Origin of the sequence: Rhodococcus qingshengii JCM 15477, from assembly GCF_023221595.1 — a bacterium.
Lineage (GTDB): Bacteria > Actinomycetota > Actinomycetes > Mycobacteriales > Mycobacteriaceae > Rhodococcus_F > Rhodococcus_F qingshengii.
In genome coordinates this window covers 4,639,057-4,656,318 of record NZ_CP096563.1, presented here as the reverse complement: position 1 = coordinate 4,656,318, position 17,262 = coordinate 4,639,057, and the positions used below count along the sequence as shown (strand labels likewise).

Annotated in this window: 16 protein-coding genes; 10 read left to right on the top strand and 6 right to left on the bottom strand. The window is 63.3% G+C overall.

What is annotated here, in order from left to right:
• Positions 1-40: 40 nt before the first annotated feature.
• From M0639_RS21115 to M0639_RS21085, 7 genes are all read left to right on the top strand, one after another.
• Positions 41-1,423 (top strand): MFS transporter, encoded by a 1,383-nt coding sequence (locus M0639_RS21115; protein ID WP_047270341.1) that lies wholly within the window; start codon positions 41-43, stop codon positions 1,421-1,423.
• A gap of 55 nt (positions 1,424-1,478) precedes the next feature.
• Positions 1,479-2,471, top strand: coding sequence for an ABC transporter substrate-binding protein (locus tag M0639_RS21110; RefSeq protein WP_064074047.1), 993 nt, complete (start codon positions 1,479-1,481; stop codon positions 2,469-2,471).
• On the top strand, positions 2,468-4,369 hold the full coding sequence (locus tag M0639_RS21105) for an ABC transporter ATP-binding protein (protein ID WP_231915160.1): 1,902 nt from the start codon (positions 2,468-2,470) through the stop codon (positions 4,367-4,369). The genes M0639_RS21110 and M0639_RS21105 overlap by 4 nt, the downstream gene beginning before the upstream one ends.
• On the top strand, positions 4,366-6,102 hold the full coding sequence (locus M0639_RS21100; protein WP_030536297.1) for an ABC transporter ATP-binding protein: 1,737 nt from the start codon (positions 4,366-4,368) through the stop codon (positions 6,100-6,102). Before M0639_RS21105 ends, M0639_RS21100 begins: the two co-directional genes overlap by 4 nt.
• 5 nt (positions 6,103-6,107) lie before the next feature.
• A complete protein-coding gene (locus M0639_RS21095) occupies positions 6,108-6,749 on the top strand; it encodes a TetR/AcrR family transcriptional regulator (RefSeq protein ID WP_231915159.1) in 642 nt (213 codons plus the stop codon).
• Positions 6,750-6,846: 97 nt separating this feature from the next.
• Positions 6,847-7,347, top strand: coding sequence for a nuclear transport factor 2 family protein (locus M0639_RS21090; protein ID WP_003946235.1), 501 nt, complete (start codon positions 6,847-6,849; stop codon positions 7,345-7,347).
• A gap of 25 nt (positions 7,348-7,372) precedes the next feature.
• Positions 7,373-8,047 (top strand): pyridoxine/pyridoxamine 5'-phosphate oxidase, encoded by a 675-nt coding sequence (locus M0639_RS21085; protein ID WP_064074050.1) that lies wholly within the window; start codon positions 7,373-7,375, stop codon positions 8,045-8,047.
• Between the two features lie 18 nt (positions 8,048-8,065).
• On the opposite strand, the gene M0639_RS35090 is transcribed toward M0639_RS21085, so the two are convergent.
• Positions 8,066-8,374, bottom strand: a complete 309-nt coding sequence (locus M0639_RS35090; RefSeq protein WP_306669658.1) for a hypothetical protein — start codon at positions 8,372-8,374, stop codon at positions 8,066-8,068.
• 55 nt (positions 8,375-8,429) lie between these two features.
• Between M0639_RS35090 and M0639_RS35085 the strand changes: the two genes are divergently transcribed.
• Positions 8,430-8,621, top strand: a complete 192-nt coding sequence (locus M0639_RS35085) for a hypothetical protein (RefSeq protein WP_331712739.1) — start codon at positions 8,430-8,432, stop codon at positions 8,619-8,621.
• Between the two features lie 93 nt (positions 8,622-8,714).
• On the opposite strand, the gene pnuC is transcribed toward M0639_RS35085, so the two are convergent.
• A complete protein-coding gene (gene pnuC, locus M0639_RS21075) occupies positions 8,715-9,365 on the bottom strand; it encodes a nicotinamide riboside transporter PnuC (RefSeq protein WP_019744670.1) in 651 nt (216 codons plus the stop codon).
• Positions 9,365-10,969: a peptide chain release factor 3 gene (locus M0639_RS21070; RefSeq protein ID WP_135000451.1), complete on the bottom strand. Its 1,605-nt coding sequence runs from the start codon at positions 10,967-10,969 to the stop codon at positions 9,365-9,367. The genes pnuC and M0639_RS21070 overlap by 1 nt, the downstream gene beginning before the upstream one ends.
• 352 nt (positions 10,970-11,321) lie before the next feature.
• Between M0639_RS21070 and M0639_RS21065 the strand changes: the two genes are divergently transcribed.
• Positions 11,322-12,956, top strand: coding sequence for a fatty acyl-AMP ligase (locus M0639_RS21065; protein ID WP_003946224.1), 1,635 nt, complete (start codon positions 11,322-11,324; stop codon positions 12,954-12,956).
• A 3-nt stretch (positions 12,957-12,959) separates the two neighbouring features.
• On the opposite strand, the gene pth is transcribed toward M0639_RS21065, so the two are convergent.
• Together pth and M0639_RS21055 are read right to left on the bottom strand one after the other, a co-directional pair.
• A complete protein-coding gene (gene pth / locus M0639_RS21060; RefSeq protein WP_003946229.1) occupies positions 12,960-13,532 on the bottom strand; it encodes an aminoacyl-tRNA hydrolase in 573 nt (190 codons plus the stop codon).
• Positions 13,533-13,638: 106 nt separating this feature from the next.
• Positions 13,639-14,247, bottom strand: a complete 609-nt coding sequence (locus M0639_RS21055; RefSeq protein ID WP_003946242.1) for a 50S ribosomal protein L25/general stress protein Ctc — start codon at positions 14,245-14,247, stop codon at positions 13,639-13,641.
• A gap of 290 nt (positions 14,248-14,537) precedes the next feature.
• Here M0639_RS21055 and M0639_RS21050 point away from each other — a divergent pair, with 290 nt between their 5' ends.
• Positions 14,538-15,743 (top strand): GAF domain-containing protein, encoded by a 1,206-nt coding sequence (locus M0639_RS21050; protein ID WP_231915158.1) that lies wholly within the window; start codon positions 14,538-14,540, stop codon positions 15,741-15,743.
• Here M0639_RS21050 and M0639_RS21045 read toward each other — a convergent pair.
• A complete protein-coding gene (locus tag M0639_RS21045) occupies positions 15,740-17,200 on the bottom strand; it encodes an FAD-dependent oxidoreductase (RefSeq protein ID WP_007728916.1) in 1,461 nt (486 codons plus the stop codon). The two genes, M0639_RS21050 and M0639_RS21045, sit on opposite strands and share 4 nt — an antisense overlap.
• Positions 17,201-17,262 lie beyond the last annotated feature (62 nt).

Here is a 17,262-nt window from a genome sequence, read left to right as displayed (position 1 = left end):
GTTCCGTTCCGATTCGATTCATGATTGGAGGAAGGTGTCGATGACAACCTTGGCGGAGGCGCCCACGCGATCCGGGAGCCGGGTGATCGCCGCGCTTGCGGGGGCGGTACTCGTCTACTCGCTCATGCAGACCATGCTGGTACCGGCGTTGCCGGTGTTGGGTGAGCATTTCGACACGTCCGTGGCGGTGACCGGCTGGATCCTGACGGCGTACCTGTTGGCGGCCGCGGTGATGGCTCCGATAGTCGGCGCGATGGGTGACCGATTCGGCGACAAGCGAGTCCTGGTGATCGTCCTGATCATCTTCGCTCTCGCGACATTTGCCGCGGCAGCCGCCCCGAATATCGGGGTGCTGCTTGTCGTTCGAGCTGTCCAGGGAGTGAGCATGGCGAGCTTCCCGCTTGCGATGGCAGTACTGCGGAGAACGGTAGTAGGTCCCGAGTTGTCTTCAGGGATAGGTTGGCTCGCTGGGACTTTGGGAATCGGTGCCGGAAGTGCACTGGTGATCGGCGGTGTCATCCTCGAGTATCTCAGTTGGCAGTGGTTGTTCGTGATCACCGGGATCTTGATCGTGCTCGCATTGGTCGCAGTGGTGGCCGTGGTTCCGGGCTCGCATCGCCGCCCGGGTATGCCGACGGACTGGGCCGGTGCCGGCGCTCTGGCGTTCGGATTGGTGAGCCTGCTATTGGCGATCACGAAAGCCTCCGACTGGGGAGTTTTGTCGCTCGGATTCTGGGGTCTGGTGGTAGTCGCGTTCGTTTCGTTCGCGACACTGATTGCCGTCGATTCCCGCCACGACGCGCCGATCGTCGACATGCGAGTTTTTCGGGACAAGCCGATGATGATCACCAGCGCACTCACCCTGGTGTTCGGGTTCGTGCCGTACATTTTCTATCTCTGTCTGCCGCGGATCCTCCAGGCGCCGGAAACGTCCACGTATGGAAGCGGATTCACCGTTGTGCAGACCGGCTTGGCGCTCTTGCCCGCCGCTGTCCTCGTCTTTCTCGGTGGCCGCTTGACGCCGGCTCTCGCGCGGCGATTCGGGCCGCGGGTGCCCGCTGTCATAGCGCTGGCCCTCATGGCGGCGGGCGCAGTCGGACTCGCGATCTGGCCGAGTTCGGTGGTTGCGATCGTGGCGTTCTTTTCCCTCGTCGGATTGGGGAACGGCGTGGGGTTCGCGGTCTGTGCTCTGTTGGTTGCCTCGATCGTCCCGCCATCGGAAATGGCAGCAGCCAGTGGAGTCAACAGTGTGATCAGAACCGTCGGTTCGGCGGTGGGCGCCCCGGTGACCACAGCGGTCCTGGCGATCGGCATTTCCGGCGACTCGTTCGCGCTGGCGTTCGTGATGGGTGCCGTCATCAGTGTTGTCGCCTGTCTGCCGGCGATTGCACTTCCAGCGACGAGGACTGCACAAAAGGCGTGACTTATTGTAGGCTCCCCTAATCGAGACAGCGTGTAACTAAAGCGGGGAGAGAAGGATGCGGCAGCAGTGGGGCCTGCGAGCAACGGCACTCGCAGCGACAGTAACGGCGCTTGTCGGTTGCTCCGTGGGCGGCGATGACGCAGACGCATCGGAAACAGGCGAGTCGTCGGCCGTACCTGCACCTCAGAAACTGCTCGCACTGGACGAGTTCGCAGCGCTCAACGCACTCACGCTCGGGGTCAAGCCCGATACGGTCTTCGCCACGCTGCAGTCGCAGGCGGCGAAGGAGATATTGCAGAGTGAGGGGATCGAGGTCGTCGACAAACCGACGTTCTTCCAATCACCAGATGCGGAGCAGATCGCGGCCGTTCATCCTGACCGAATCCTGCTCAGTGATGTCGGCTCGTTGACGTCGATCACCGTGCGGGCCAACGAGATTGCCCCGACGACGGTGCTCGCCTATGCGGCGCCGTGGCGCGAAGTTCTGAATACCGCGGCGACTGCACTGGGTCGAGAGTCCGAAGCTCGCGAAATCGTGTCGAGGCTCGAGGCCAAATTTGCCGAAGTATCCGGAACGGTCGAGGCGCAACCGCAGACACTGTCAGTGCTGGTGGGATTCTCCGGCGGCATCTACACCGTCATCCCACAGTCGCCGATGTCCTCGATCATCGAGGAAGCCGGTTTCGGGCGCCCGCAAGCCGAACTCGACGCGAAGATCGGCCCCAACACAGGTGTTGCCACGTCTTCGGTGTCAGGCGAGGAGGTCGGACAGCACGCGGCGGACGCGATGGTCGTGACCTCGGGCAACATCTACGACGGCGCTCTAGTTCACGCAAATCCACTGTTCAACGAGATCTCCGCAGTGAAGGCCGGACGCACAGTGGACGTGAGCGGTGAACTTTGGTTCGGCAGTTATCCTTTCGCGGTCTACTGGATCCTCGAAGACCTCGAGGCTCTTGCCGATCTCACTCTCACCGGCGCGGAACTCCAAGGCCGCATCGCATCCGACGCCGACGCAGTAACCCGATGGAAGGCGTTCTCGAAATGACGACGACACAGGCTACGAAAGCAGACATTTCATCTGAAGAGGCCGACGCATCACAAGGAGCGACGGCCGAAGCCTCGCAAGCCAAAGCTGAAGCGGCGGCGCACAAGAGCGCGCTTCGCGAACTCCTTGCGCCAGTTCGTACACGGACCACCATCGCGATGGTGATGCAGGTGATCGCCGCGGTCGCGGCCATCGTGCCGTACGTGGCCATCGCCGAGTTGGGTAAGACGCTGATCGTGGGCGGCGACATCGACTCGTCTCGCGTCTGGACGATCGTGTGGGTGGTCGTCTTCGGTCTGGGTATGCGCGCGTTCTTCGGAGGCGGTGCATTGATCGTGACGCACTTCGCCGATGTCAATCTTCAGGCTGTGCTTCGGCGTCGAATCGCAGCGACACTCGGTCGACTTCCACTGGGCTGGTTCACCTCCCACTCGTCCGGAACCGTGCGAAAAGCCGCGCAGAACGACATCTCCGATCTCCACTACCTGGTTGCGCACAGCGCCGTCGAGACCACCGGCGCCATTGCGGTGCCGCTCGTCGGGCTCGGCTACGTGATCTCGATCGACTGGCGTCTGGGACTGGTCGCGATTGCCACCCTCCCGATCTACATGATCGCCTACGCGATGATGACCAAGGACATGGCCGTCAAGTTGAGCCGGATGAATGAGGGCATCGCGGCCATCAGCAACACCATCGTCGAGTTCGTCACCGGCATCGCAGTGGTCAAGACCTTCGGTCAGGACAAGCAGTCACATTCTCGATACCGCGACGCTGCCAAGGCGTTTGCCGTCTCGTACGAGGGCTGGGTTCGCCCGATGCTCCGGACCGAGGCGCTGGCCTCGATTGCGTTGAGCGCACCGGTTGTGCTGGTGGTCAACCTTGGCCTCGGCTCGTGGTTCGTTCACTCCGGATGGGTGTCACCCATCGATGTGCTGACCAGTTCTCTTGTCGCGATGGTGATTCCGGTTTCGGTGACGACCATCGGTTTCGGTATGCAGGCACGCCGTGAGGCAGCCGCCGCTGCGGCGCGACTGATCGCGCTGTTCGCAACCGACGCTCTGCCGGAAACCGATCATCCGAAAAAGCCTGTGGGGAACGAAGTTCGATTCTCCGGAGTTTCCTTTGCATACGACGACGGCGCCGACGTTCTGACCGGCATCGATCTGACGCTGCCGGAGGGCACGGTGACGGCGTTGGTCGGACCTTCGGGTTCGGGTAAGTCGACGCTGGCAACGCTGGTTCCGAGGTTCCACGACGTGCGTGCCGGATCCGTGGCCATCGGTGGTGTCGACGTCAGGGAAGTCGCTACCGACGAGCTGTACCGCCACGTCGGATTCGTTCTGCAGGACGTGCAGCTGGTCGAAGCGACCGTGCTCGACAACATTCGGCTTGCCCGACCGCAGGCGACTTCGGCCGAGGTGAAGGCCGCTGCCGCAGCCGCGCAGATCGACACCCGAATCGAAGCGCTCCCGAGGGGGTACGACTCGGTGGTCGGGGTCGACGCCAGATTCTCGGGTGGTGAAGCCCAAAGAGTCTCCATCGCGCGTGCGATTCTCGCGGACACTCCTGTTCTCGTGCTCGACGAGGCAACCGCTTTCGCCGACCCGGAGTCCGAAGCCGATATCCAAGAAGCGCTGTCGCGTTTGACGGTGGGGCGCACCGTGCTGGTGATCGCGCACCGGTTGGCTTCGATCGTGAGTGCCGATCAGATCGTGGTCCTCGACGCCGGACGGATCGTGGAGAAGGGCACGCACGATCAGCTCGTGGCGAGTGGTTCAACCTATGCCCGGATGTGGGCGAGTCACAGTCGGGCCGACTCGATTGAGCACAGTCGGGCCGACTCGATTGAACGCAACATCGCAGGTAAGTCTGACGCAGCAGGAAAGGCCAACTCATGATTCGCGACCTCTTCCGGATACTCGGCCCGCAGAATCAGGGCCGCTATCGCGAGTTCCTGGTGTGGGCAGTGTTGTACGGCGTGATGCAGGGTTTGGCAGTGGCGCTTCTGGTCCCTGCGGTGCAGGCACTGTTCGATCAGAGCTGGGGCAGTTTCGTTCGGTGGCTCGCCGCCATGGCCGTATGCGCTGTGATCAGTTCGATTGCGCACTACCTGCAGGCGATGAAGGGCTTCGAGTCGGCCCTCACTCTGCTGCGGACGATGCATCTTCGTCTGGGAGATCATCTCGTCACTCTGCCGCTCGGCTGGTTCGGCGCCGGCCGACTCGGGCAGGTATCGCAGGTTGCCAGCAAGGGCACCATCTCGGTGATGGGGGCGGCTGCACACCTGATGACACCGATCATCTCCGGAATTGCCAGCCCGGCAACCATTGTCGTGTGCATGTTGTTCTTCGACTGGCGGCTCGGGCTCGCGCTGGTAATCAGCGTTCCGATTCTCTTCGCGGCAGCACGATTTGCCTCGACGATGACTGCCAAGGCCGACGATCGGGCCCATGCAGCGGCCGTCGAATCGAACAATCGAGTGCTCGAATACGCGCGTTGCCAACCGGTCCTGCGTGCTTTCGGACGCACCCACGGGGTGTACGAACCGCTCGACGACGCGATCGAAGCGCAACACACTGCGGGTCGTTCACAACTGTGGTTCGTGGTGATCGGGTCCGTGGTCAACGGGATCGCCCTGCAATTCGTGTTCTCTGCCGTGATCATCTTGGGCGCGTTCCTCGCGCTCGGCGGCGACATCGATCCGGTCACGTTGATCGCGCTACTCGGACTGACCGCACGGTTCATCCAGCCGCTGGGTGAGATCGGCGAGTTCGGCGGTGCAATCAGAATGGCACGCAATGAAATCCGGCGAATGTCCGAGATCCTCGAAGTTGAACCAATGGTCGAACCCGATACCAGCGGGACGGCGACGGGGGAGACGGCAGTGCAGTTCGACGCCGTCGACTTCGGATACGCGGACGGTGGGCAGGTTCTGCGAAACATCTCCTTCGACGTGCCACGGAAGTCGTTGACGGCGTTGGTCGGTCCGTCAGGGTCCGGCAAAACCACCGTCACCCGGTTGATCTCGCGCTTCTACGACGTCGACTCCGGTGTGGTGCGTGTCGGCGGCGTCGACGTGCGGGACCTCACGAGTGCCGACCTGATGTCGCAGCTGTCTCTGGTCTTCCAGGACGTGTACCTCTTCGACGACACGTTGATCGCGAACATCCGCCTCGGCCGCCCCGAAGCCACGGACGAGGAAGTCTTCGACGTGGCTCGGATCGCGGGCGTCGCGGAAATCGTCGAGCGGCTTCCGCGGGGTTGGGACACCCGTGTCGGTGAGGGCGGGACGGCACTGTCCGGTGGAGAGCGGCAGCGGGTCTCCATTGCGCGCGCACTCCTCAAACGCGCACCTGTCGTTCTGCTCGACGAGGCGACGGCCGCACTCGATCCCGAGAACGAGGCACACGTGCAGCGTGCGATGCAAGAACTCGCCAGGGAAAGCACACTGCTCGTGATCGCTCACAAACTGTCGACCGTCGTGGCCGCAGATCAGATCATCGTGCTCGGTGACGACGGATCGATCGTCGAAGTGGGAACCCACGAAGTTCTGCTCGCAGCCGGTGGGAACTACGCCGCGTTCTGGAACCAGCGCCACCGTGCGTCGGGATGGCGGTTGGTGGCAAGCTGAGGAGAATGCAGACCGGAAAGAAGACGGGGCGGCCGCCGACGTTGTCGACAACGGACATCGTCGAGGCCGCCCTGGCCGGTGATCTGAGTGAACTGACCATGCCGAGCGTGGCAAAGCGGCTGGGCGTCAGTCATTCTGCACTTTATCGCTACTTCGCAGACCGCGAAGCGCTGCTGCGTGCCTGCTCGGATCATGTTGTGCGTCAGACTGTATGGCCCGATACGAATCGTCCGTGGCGCGAATTCCTGAAGGATTTCTGCGACGTTCTGTGGTCCTCGTTCGAGCGCTATCCAGGTCTGGCCCAGGTCGGTCTCGCAGTTCCGGGCACGCCGCAGGCGATAATCGAGATCGTGGAGAAACTGGTCGGTTCGTTGACTGCGCAAGGCTTCACACCCCACGATGCGATATTGGCGGTGGACTTCATCTCCGAGGTGACCATGACGCAGTTCGCAATGATGGCGGCGATGGACAAGACCGTCAGCTCCGCCGATTCACGTTCCGCGCGACAGGCGTATCAGGAAAGTTGGAATGCATCGGAGTCGTTGATCGAGGGAATCGGCGACGAATCGACGTGGCACGGGCGAGGTTGGTTGGACGAGAAGATCACGATCATGCTCGACGGCCTGGAAAAGCGTGTTATCGGCTGACATTTCTACTAGCTTTGAGAGTAATGCCCGTTTCGGCGTGTTACAGGCTAATGTGCACACATAGGACGGGTGGTTGCTGCACCGGGAGGCGGGGATCATGGATCTCGAAGCGATTGTTCTCATCCAAAGACTCAAGTACCGATACGCACGCGCCTTGGACACCAAATCGTGGGTCGAATTCGCCGACACTCTGACCGTCGACGCCACCGCGATCTACGGAGAACAACTCAGTTTCGATTCCCGAGATTCGTTCGTCTCCTTCCTCGAGAACACTCTCGGATCACACATCATCACCGAACATCAGTGCGGGCAACCCGAGATCGACGTCGACGGAGACACTGCAACCGGGATCTGGTGCCTCGCGGACACAGTGGTCATCCCCGAAGACGGCATGCTGCTTCGCGGATCGGCCTTCTATCACGACAGATACACCCGCTGCAGCGACGGTGAATGGCGAATCTCCCACACGAGCTACGAGCGGACCTGGGAATCGGTGGTGGCGCTCGCCGACATGCCGAGTTTCCGATTGACGTCCAACAAGTGGGCGCTGCTGCAGCAACCGTCGTTCGGCGACTCGGTAGTTCGCAACGTCTCCTGAGGCCACCCGCGATTAGAGTCGGCTCATGGTTGATGCAGATTTTTCGCTGCCTGACGTACGGACGTGGATTCGCGGTATCCCCGCGCTGACCGGAACTCCGCCGCCCGCGCCCGAGTGTTTTCCGGAAAAGCCGGGGGAGTTGTTCCTCGACTGGCTCCGTGCGGCCGTGGCCTTCGGCGTCGTCGAGCCACACGTGTGTGCGCTCTCGACCGTGGACGGCGACGGTATGCCTGATTCTCGTTTCCTCATCCTCAAGGACGTGACCGAGGGTGGGTTCTGGTTCTCTGGTTCAGCTGCTTCGCCGAAAGGTGTTGAGTTGAAAGAAAATCCGCGAGCATCGCTCGCCTTCTACTGGCGCGAAACAGGCCAACAGGTCCGGATTCGCGGAACGGTTCGCGAGGGCGACGACGCACTTCGACGCCGAGACTTCGTCGAACGCTCCGTCACGGCGAGAGCGGTGGCGACGGCAAGTGAGCAGAGCGAGGTGCTCGAAGACTTAGGGGCGTACGACACGTCGGTGGCCGCTGCGGAAGCAAGAATCAGCGACGACCCAGGGTTCGTGTCGAAGGACTGGCGTGCGTGGTGCCTCCAGCCGGAGTCTGTCGAGTTCTGGCAGGCAGACTCCGGGCGTCGGCATCAGCGGTGGTTGTACCGGCGCGGCTCGGACCGAGCATGGACACGAGCAGTGCTGTGGCCCTAAGGGGCAGCTGGGCCCAGATCAGCTCGCGCTGATCTCCGGCGATACGAGGTTGACGACGATCGACTGTCCGCCCAGCTTGGCGTGGATTTCGGGATGTTCGAACCCCGAGGACAACAGGTAGCTGCCGAGCATCGTGAGCAACTCGTCCAGATCCGTCGTGGGATCGGAGGAATGTGCGCTCGAGGGTGAGGCCTGATTTGCGATGAGTTCGGTGTGGGTGAGTCGACCGGCCACTCGAACGGCGGCTACGCCCATCGCGTCGCGACGTACGACGGTACGACTCCGAGTTTCGAGCGTCCTCGATGATTCGCGTGTTGAAGCTGGCACTGAAAGGTCCTCTCCGCTGCTGTGTGCGGCCGTGGTTCGGGCAGGAAGCGGAAACGTGAATGCATCGGATTGCTTGGGTGCGGTCGACAGAAAATCCGCTGTGGCGGTGGCACTGCTGGAACCGTTGCTGGTGGAAAGGTTGCTCCCAGAACCATTGCTTGCAGAACCATTGCTTGCAGAACCATTACTTGCGGAACTATTGGCTCTCGATCCGTTGCCGGAACCGTTGGGGCCCGCTATTCCGTGAGAATTCTTGTCTTCCATTGTTTCGCTCCTGATGCCCGTAAACAGACCGCCGGTTTGCTTAATCGACGCAAACATACCAGGAGTTGGTTTACGGTCACACCCCTTGTGGAGTTCGGCGTTGAATGCGCAGCCACATTGCGAAGCCCCACAGTACGAAGAATGCATAGACCAGATAGAGGATCGCCGAAGGGTAATAGCCGGCTCGGAAAAGAAGCGGAACACCAACGGCGTCGACGCCGATCCAGATGAGCCAGAATTCGGTCCAGCCGCGCGCCATGCCGTATGTCGCGAGGATGGAGCCGGTGAAGATCCAGGCCTCCGCCCACGCTCCGTACGAGCCGAGGAGGTCGAAGATCCAGGCGAAAGCGATTGTGCCGCTGGCCATGACGGCGATCATGGCGACGCGCTCGCGAGTTGTCGCCCAGTGGGGCAGGACTGCGCGACCGGAGTCGCGTGCCCCGCGTCGCCACTGAGTCCACCCGTAGACGCTGACGGTGATGAACAGCAACTGACGGCCGGCCTGGCCGTAGAGATTGAGCTCTTGCGGAGTGTGGAAAAGTGCGCCCATGAACACCGTGAACAACAAGGCATTTCCGGCTATACCGACGGGCCACGCCCATACCGAGCGTCGCGCGCCCGCGATCGCGGAGCCGATTCCGAACGCGTTTCCGATGATCTCTCGCCAGAGAATCGTGGCGCTGCCGATGTGCAGTTCGGCGTCGAACAGCGCCTCGATCAGGCTCATCAGTCCGCAGCAGCGACGAGGGGTTCGAGCGTCAGATCCGGGAGTTCCTTCTGGATGTACTGCAGGCGCCACTTGTCACTGACCAGGGCGAGCAGAACACCGTCGGATCGGGTGAAGACCTCCACACCGCGCTGACGGTTCAGTTCGACCTCGGACGCGGCGTCGGTACGGCGAGCCAATGCGTAGCCGAGCGGTTCCATCTTGGCCTCGACGTTGAACTCGGCCTTCATGCGTGCTGCGACGACCTCGAACTGCATCGGGCCGACGGCCGCCATGACGGGGGAGGCGTCGCCGCGGATGTCGTTGCGGAGAATCTGGACGACGCCCTCGGAATCGAGTTGGTCGACAGCACGGCGGAACTGCTTGTACTTGCCGGCGCTTTCGGCGCGCAGGATCGAGAAGTGTTCCGGCGCGAACGACGGGATCGGCGGGAACTCCACCTTCTTCTCGGTGTACAGCGTGTGGCCGGGTGCGAGTGCGGTGGCGTTGACGAGGCCGACGACGTCGCCGGGGAACGCGGATTCGACGGTGGAACGTTCACGTCCGAATACCGTCTGGGCGTACTTGGTCGTGAAGGGCTTGCCGGTTTGGGCGTGTGTGACAACCATGCCGCGCTCGAACACGCCGGAGACGATGCGCATGAACGCCAGACGGTCGCGGTGCGCGGTGTCCATACCGGCCTGCACCTTGAAGACGACCGCACTGAACGGATCGGTGACCTCGCGCGGCTTGCCGCTGAGGTCTTCGCGCCCACGCGGCGGCGGCGCCAATTCGACGAGGGTGTCGAGGATCTGGCGGACGCCGAAGTTGAGCATCGCGGACGCGAAGATCACCGGGGAAGTCTGACCGGCGAGGAACATCTCCTGATCGTGGTCCTGGCCGGTAGCGGAGAGCAGTTCACTCTCCTCGGCCGCGGTCTCCCACTCGGAGCCTTCCTTGGCGAGCGCCGCGTCGGCGTCCATGACCTCTTCGGGGGCGATCTTCGCGCCGCCTGCGGTACGGGTGAAGCGGACGTACTCGCGAGCCTCACCGTCTTCACCGCGCCGCAGCAGTCCGCGGAAGTCGCCGGCGATGCCGACCGGCCAGTACAGGGGGGTCGGTGTGAGGCCGATCCGTTCGCTGATCTCGTCGAGCAGTTCGAGAGGAGTCTGACCGGGACGGTCCCACTTGTTGATGACGGTGATGACCGGAATGCCGCGGTGACGACACACCTGAAACAGCTTGAGCGTCTGCGGTTCGAGGCCCTTGGCAGCGTCGATGAGCATGACCGCCGCGTCGACGGCGGTCAGGACGCGGTACGTGTCCTCGGAGAAGTCGGAGTGACCGGGGGTGTCGACGAGGTTGATGACGTTGATCTGCTCGTCCGGGGTCTCGGACGAGTGGTAGTTGAACTGCAGTGCGGTGGAACTGACGGAAATGCCGCGGGCCTTCTCCATCTCCATCCAGTCCGAGACCGTCGACTTGCGGCCTGCCTTGCCGTGGACGGCTCCTGCCTCCGAGATCTTCTTCGCGTGCAGTGCCAGCGCTTCGGTCAGCGTCGACTTTCCGGCGTCGGGATGCGAGATGACGGCGAAGGTTCGGCGACGCTCTGCCTCGGCGGACAGGCCCTTGGTCGTCGTCGTGACCGCGACCGACCCGCTCTCGGTTGAATCGGGGCCTTCGGTGTCGGACTGGACAGTCGAGTCGGAAGGGACGGTCGAGTCGGACGGGGTAGTCAACGAAGAACCTCTCGAAGTGGGCGTCGGTGCCGGCGACGTGCCGGTGCGCGGACAGGTGGAGAGTGCGGCAGCACAACAGAGAAAGGATACTCGCAGACCACGATGCGATAGCCACTGCGGCGTAACACTCGGCGAACGATCGCTGATTATCCATGTATGTGTGTGTTCGAACACACAGCCATTTGTGTCCTGCGAAGAGTTGCACTGATCGAAGAGTGACACTGACCGAGGAGTTGCGTTGAGCAAGTTCACCGAAGAGATGTATGCGACCGCCGCAGTCACCGACCGCGGCCTGGTGACGGGAGAGCCGGACAACGCTTTCCGTCAGACCTGGGGCGACATCCACCAGGAGGCTAGGCGCATGGCCGGCGGCCTGGCCGAGGTCGGTATCGATCGCGGCGTCGCGATCGGCATTCTCGCCGGACAGCCCGTCGACATCGCACCTGCCTGCCAGGCGACGTGGATGCGCGGTGCGTCGGTGACGATGCTGCATCAGCCGACCCCCCGAACGGATCTGGGCGTCTGGGCTCAGGACACCGAGACTGTGATCGACATGATCTCCGCGAAAGCCGTCATTCTGGGTGCGCCCTTCGACGCGGCCAAGCCGCTCCTCGAAGAGCGTGGCATCACCGTCGTGACGGTGGACGAGCTTCGCAGCGGAACGTCGATCGATCCCGTGGAGACGGCCGAATCGGATATCGCACTCCAGCAGTTGACGTCCGGTTCCACCGGTTCGCCCAAGGCTGTGCAGATCACGCACGAGAACTTCTACACAAATGCCTACGCCATGATCAACCGCATCAAGTTCTCCATCGAAGACGACGTGATGGTGAGCTGGCTTCCGCTCTTCCACGACATGGGCATGGTCGGTTTTCTCACGGTTCCGATGCAGGTGGGCGCAGAGGTCATCAGCATCACGCCGATGGATTTCCTGCGCACCCCGGTGCTGTGGGCCGAGCTGATGGGCAAGTACGGCGGAACCGTCACCGCCGCACCGAACTTCGCGTACTCGCTCTTGGCTCGTCGACTCGCACAGGCGGAAGACGGGGCAGTCGACCTGTCCAGCGTCCGATACATGTGGAACGGCGCCGAGCCGGTGGATCCCGACACGATGGATGCACTCGCCGAGGCAGGTGCGCGTTTCGGTTTGAACCCGACTGCGCTGGCGCCCGTGTACGGAATGGCGGAAACCACGCTCGCCGTGTCGATTCCGGATCCCGATCAAGGTCAGGTCCTCGACTACGTCGATCCAGACTTTCTCGAATCGATGTCTCGAGCGGTGCCGTCCAATCGCCCCAACGCTCGTGCCCTCGCCACACTCGGCAAGATGGTGCCTGACCTCGAGGGACGCATCGTCGACCGTGACGGTCAGGTGCTTCCGGCCCGCGGTGTCGGAATCATCGAGGTTCGCGGCAAGGCAGTCACTCCCGGGTACGTCACGGTCGACGGACACAAGCCGGCCCAGGACGACGACGGTTGGCTCGACACCGGTGACGTCGGGTACTTCACCGAGGAAGGACTGGTCGTGGTGTGCGGGCGTGTCAAGGACGTCATCATCATGGGCGGCCGGAACGTGTACCCCACAGACATCGAACGGGCGGCCGGAACCGTTGCCGGTGTGCGTCCCGGAAACGCCGTCGCGATTCGTCTCGACGCCGGCCAGAAGCGTGAGAGCTTTGCAGTCGCCGTCGAGACCAACGCTTTCGAAGATCCGGAAGAGGTCAAGCGTATCGAACGCGAAGTGGTCCACGCCGTGGTTGCCGACGTCGGTGTCCGACCTCGCGCCGTTGCGGTCCTGGGTCCCGGCAGTATCCCGAAGACGTCGTCGGGGAAGCTCCGCCGCGCGAATTCGGCTGCACTGCTGGGTAACTGACCGTCAGTGCAGGCGGTTCTGTGCGGCTTCCAACCCGAGTTCGAGCAGTAGCTCCACTGCATCCGCAGCCTCTTCGCATACGAGATCGAGTTCTTTTCGCTCCGTGGACGAGAACGGCTTGAGAACGTAGTCCGCCGGGTCCATGCGGCCCGGCGGACGACCGATCCCGACGCGCGTGCGCAGGTAGTCCTTGGTGGTCAACGAACTCGAAATGGACCGCAGGCCGTTGTGGCCGCCTTCGCCGCCGCCGAGTTTGAGTCTGATCGTCCCGAAATCGAGATCCAGTTCGTCGTGGACGACGATGATGTTCGCGGCGTCGACCGAGAAGAACCGTGCGAGACCGGCGACAGCGCCACCCGAGAGATTCATGTACGAGCGTGGTTTTCCGAGAATCACGCGCCGGCCGGCGAGGCGACCTTCGACGATTTCGGCACCACTCTTCTTGTGTACGTTGAACTTTCCGCCCATGCGCCCGGCAAGGGTGCCGGCGACCATGAAGCCGACGTTGTGCCGGGTCTTCTCGTACTGGGGGCCGGGATTACCCAGGCCGATGACGAGGGCGGTATCTGTGCTCAACGGACGCTACTTTCTGGCTTGATTTTTCCTGCTACGCACGAACGGCGCGTCACTCCGAATCGGAATGACGCGCCGCGCGCAGTGAGTTCTGTTGGAACCGAGAGGATCAGGCCTCTTCTGCAGCCTCGTCGGCGGCGGGAGCTTCTGCGCCCTCTTCGAGGTCTGCCTCGGTGGGTGCAGCAACGACGTTGACGATCAGGGTGTCGGCGTCAGCCTGCAGGGTCGAGCCCTTGGGCAGTTCGAGCTGGCTGGCCAGGATCTGGGTTCCGATCTCGAGACCCTCGACCGAAACCTCGATCTGCTCGGGGATGTGAAGCGCGTCGGCCTCGATGGAGATCGTGGATGCGTCCTGCGCGACCATCGTGCCTGCAGCAGCATCGCCGACGACGATGACGTTCACGTCGATCGTGACCTTCTCGCCCTTCTTGATGACGAGGAGGTCGGCGTGCTCGATGTAGTTGCGGATGGGGTGCACGACGACCGACTTGGTCAGTGCAACCTGCTCCGTGCCCTCGATGTCGAGGGTGAGGATGGCGTTGGTGCCGTGTGCACGGAGGATGGCGGCGAAGTCGCGAGCCGGCACATTGAGGTGGCGGGGATCTTCACCGTGGCCGTACAGAACCGTGGGGACCTGGCCGTCACGACGTGCGCGGCGAGCTGCGCCCTTGCCGAATTCGGTGCGGACGACGGCGACGAGGTTGTTTTCTTCAGACATGATGAAACGGCTCCTACAACTCACGGGGTTCGTGCTCGGTTTACTGACGTGTGGTTTTGCCTGCGGCAAGGCGGACAGGCGCGCACACGGCCAGGAGCGAAACGCTCGAGCTGAGCCGTAGCCGCGTCAATCACGGTAAACCTGCAACGTGTGGAACTGCTGCGATTCACCCTCGCCGAGACAACTTTGGATACGTTACCGGAGTTTGCTCCCGGCCGCTAATCGCAGGTGGTGGGGACCTGGCCGTGTGGACGTGGTTCGCGTCACATCGAAAGCGGTAGCCTGACGGAGTGACCATCGTGGGGAACGCTCCCGAAGGCAGTCGGCTCGGTGCCGTCGTGCCGGGTACCGACCTGTCGCAGCATGCTCGCCTACTCAGTCGGGTGCACGACGCAGTTCTCTCCGGCCAGGAACCACCGGCGCAGCCGCGGACCGTCGTGGCGCGGTCGTGGTCGAGGGTGGCCGCCGGCGGGCTCACGCCGGATCACTGCGGTGCGTCTACTGTTGCCGATTTCTCCGAGTTGGAGGCGAGGCGTTCGCGTACCGCGCTGCGAAGCGTTCTGCCCGAACTGCGAACCACGCTCACCGAGGTCGCCGAGGACGCGGGCTTCATCGTGGTCGTTGCCGACGCCGACGGTGTCCTGCTCTGGCGCGAAGGGGCGAAGACCGTCAAACGTGCGGCGGACGCTCTCGGGTTCGCGGAAGGCGCACGCTGGTCGGAGCAGTCGGTGGGGACCAACGCGATAGGTACCGCGCTGATCGAAGACTCTGCGGTGCAACTCTTCTCGGCCGAGCACTATGCGCCCACGCATCACAATTGGTCGTGTACCGGCTCGCCCGTGCACGACCCACGGACGGGCGAGATCCTGGGCGTGGTGGACATCAGTGGATCCGCAGCTTCGGTGCATCCCACCACCGTCGCGCTGGTGCGCACCGCGGTTCGCCTCGCGGAGGCGACGCTGTGGCGCGAGCACGCGGCTTCGCTCGAGCGCCTGCGCTCGCGGGCGGCACCGCTGTTCGCGGCAGGAACAGGTCCGGCATTGGTGGTCGACGAATACGGCTGGGTGGCCGGCGCCAGCGGGATTGCCGCGCCCGACCGCGTGGCAGCACCCAGTGCGGGAAAGCCCGTCATCGTGCCAGGTCTGGGGATGTGTCTGCCTGAGCCGCTCGGAGACGGTTGGCTGTTGTGCACCGGCGTCGGCGGGCCGTTGATCGAGCTGGAGCTGGCCCTCGGCGCATCGCCGCAGGTGACGGTGCGTGGTGACGCCAACTGGACGCGCGCGCTTTCGCCGCGTCACGCCCAGATCTTGCGGGCACTGGCAGCCGTCGGTTCGGCAGGTGTGGATGCCGCAGGCCTGAGCGAAGTGCTCTTCGGTGATCGCGAGCATGTCGTGGCAGTGCGCGCCGAGGTGTCCAGACTGAGGAAACACCTCGGCGCGGTCCTGCAGACTCAGCCGTACCGCTTTGCCGAGGGCGTGCGAGTTGTGGTGATCTAGCGCGCCGCGCTGATTCCGGCACGACGTCCGAAGAAGCTGCCGTCGCCGAGACTTGTCCCGCTGGCGTAACCGCCCGCACAGACACCGGACGTGCAGCGACCCGCTGCGAAAAGTCCGGGGATCGGCGCACCCGAGACGTGCAGAACCTCGGAATCGACGGTGGTCTTCAATCCTCCCAGCGTGAATCCGCCTGTGCGGCCACGGAGATCGATTGCCGCGAACGGGCCGACGATCGGCTTCACCCACTCGGACTTCTTGCCGAGCACCGGATCCGAACCTTCAGCCGCGTGCCGGTTGTAGAGGTCGACGGTGGATTGCAGCGATCCGGCGGGCAATCCCATCTCGCCTTCGAGTTCCTCGACGGTCTCCGCCACCCAGCTCGGCTGCGCCCGCAACTGTGCACTGGACGATTCGGCATTCATGCCTTCCTCGTACGCAGCTTCGTCGATCACGAGGAATGCCTGGTTGTCCTGCTGGAACAGCGTTGCCTGGCCGACGCGGCCGGGGTAGGTGTCCTCGGGGATGTATCGCTGACCGCGGCCGTTGACAAGAATGCCGCGCACCATCAACTGCGGGTCGCAGAAGAACGCGACCTCGGTGGCGTCCATGTGTGCGGTGTCGGCGCCGAGTGCCTGACCGATCTGGATTGCGCGGCCGTCGTGCGCCTCGATGGAGGCCGCCGGGTGGCCGAAGATGCGCGGTGCGTTCGAGCGCACCATCTCGTTGTTGTACGCGAAGCTGCCCATCGCCAGCACTACGCCTTTGCGGGCACGAATCGCGACATCCTTGCCGTAGCGCTTGGCGACGACGCCGACAACCCGATCGCCGTCTACCACCACAGTTTGGACGCGCAGATCGTATTCTGCTCGGACGCCGAGCTTTTCGGCCGTCTCGACGAGTGGCTTCATCAGCATGTAGCCGCCGCCCTTCTCGCCGGTGTTCTTCTCGGACATCTGCGGAACGTGTCCGCGGGGCGCGGGATCGACGAGGGTGTTGAACGGCGCGGCGTTCTCGCCTCCCGAGTACATGAGGCCGTCGTCGTACGGCGGTTCCCAGCCGGGCTGACCCCAGAACGATTCCTTGAACGGGACCCCGGCGTCGACGAGCCAGTTGTAGTGATCGACGCTGCCCTCGCAGTACGCGTCGATCTTCGTATCGTCGGTTCCGGGGCCGAGCGCTGCCTTCATGAACGTCTTCATGTTCTCGACCGAGTCCTCGAACCCGCACGCCTTCTGCAACGGCGTTCCACCGCCCAGGTAGATGAATCCACCAGCCAGTGACGCGGCTCCGCCCCAACCGCCCGTCCGCTCCAGGACGAGCACCTCGGCGCCGGCACGCGCTGCTTCGATCGCAGCGGTGACGCCGGCGATGCCGTATCCCGCGACGACGACGTCGGCCTCGTAGTCCCAGGTGGTGATGTCGGCAGCGGAGATCGGTCTGACGGTGGGGTCGGCCATGCGAATAGTCCTCTCGGAAGGCGAAACTGCTGATCACCCCACAGTTGCAGTTTCGACTTCCG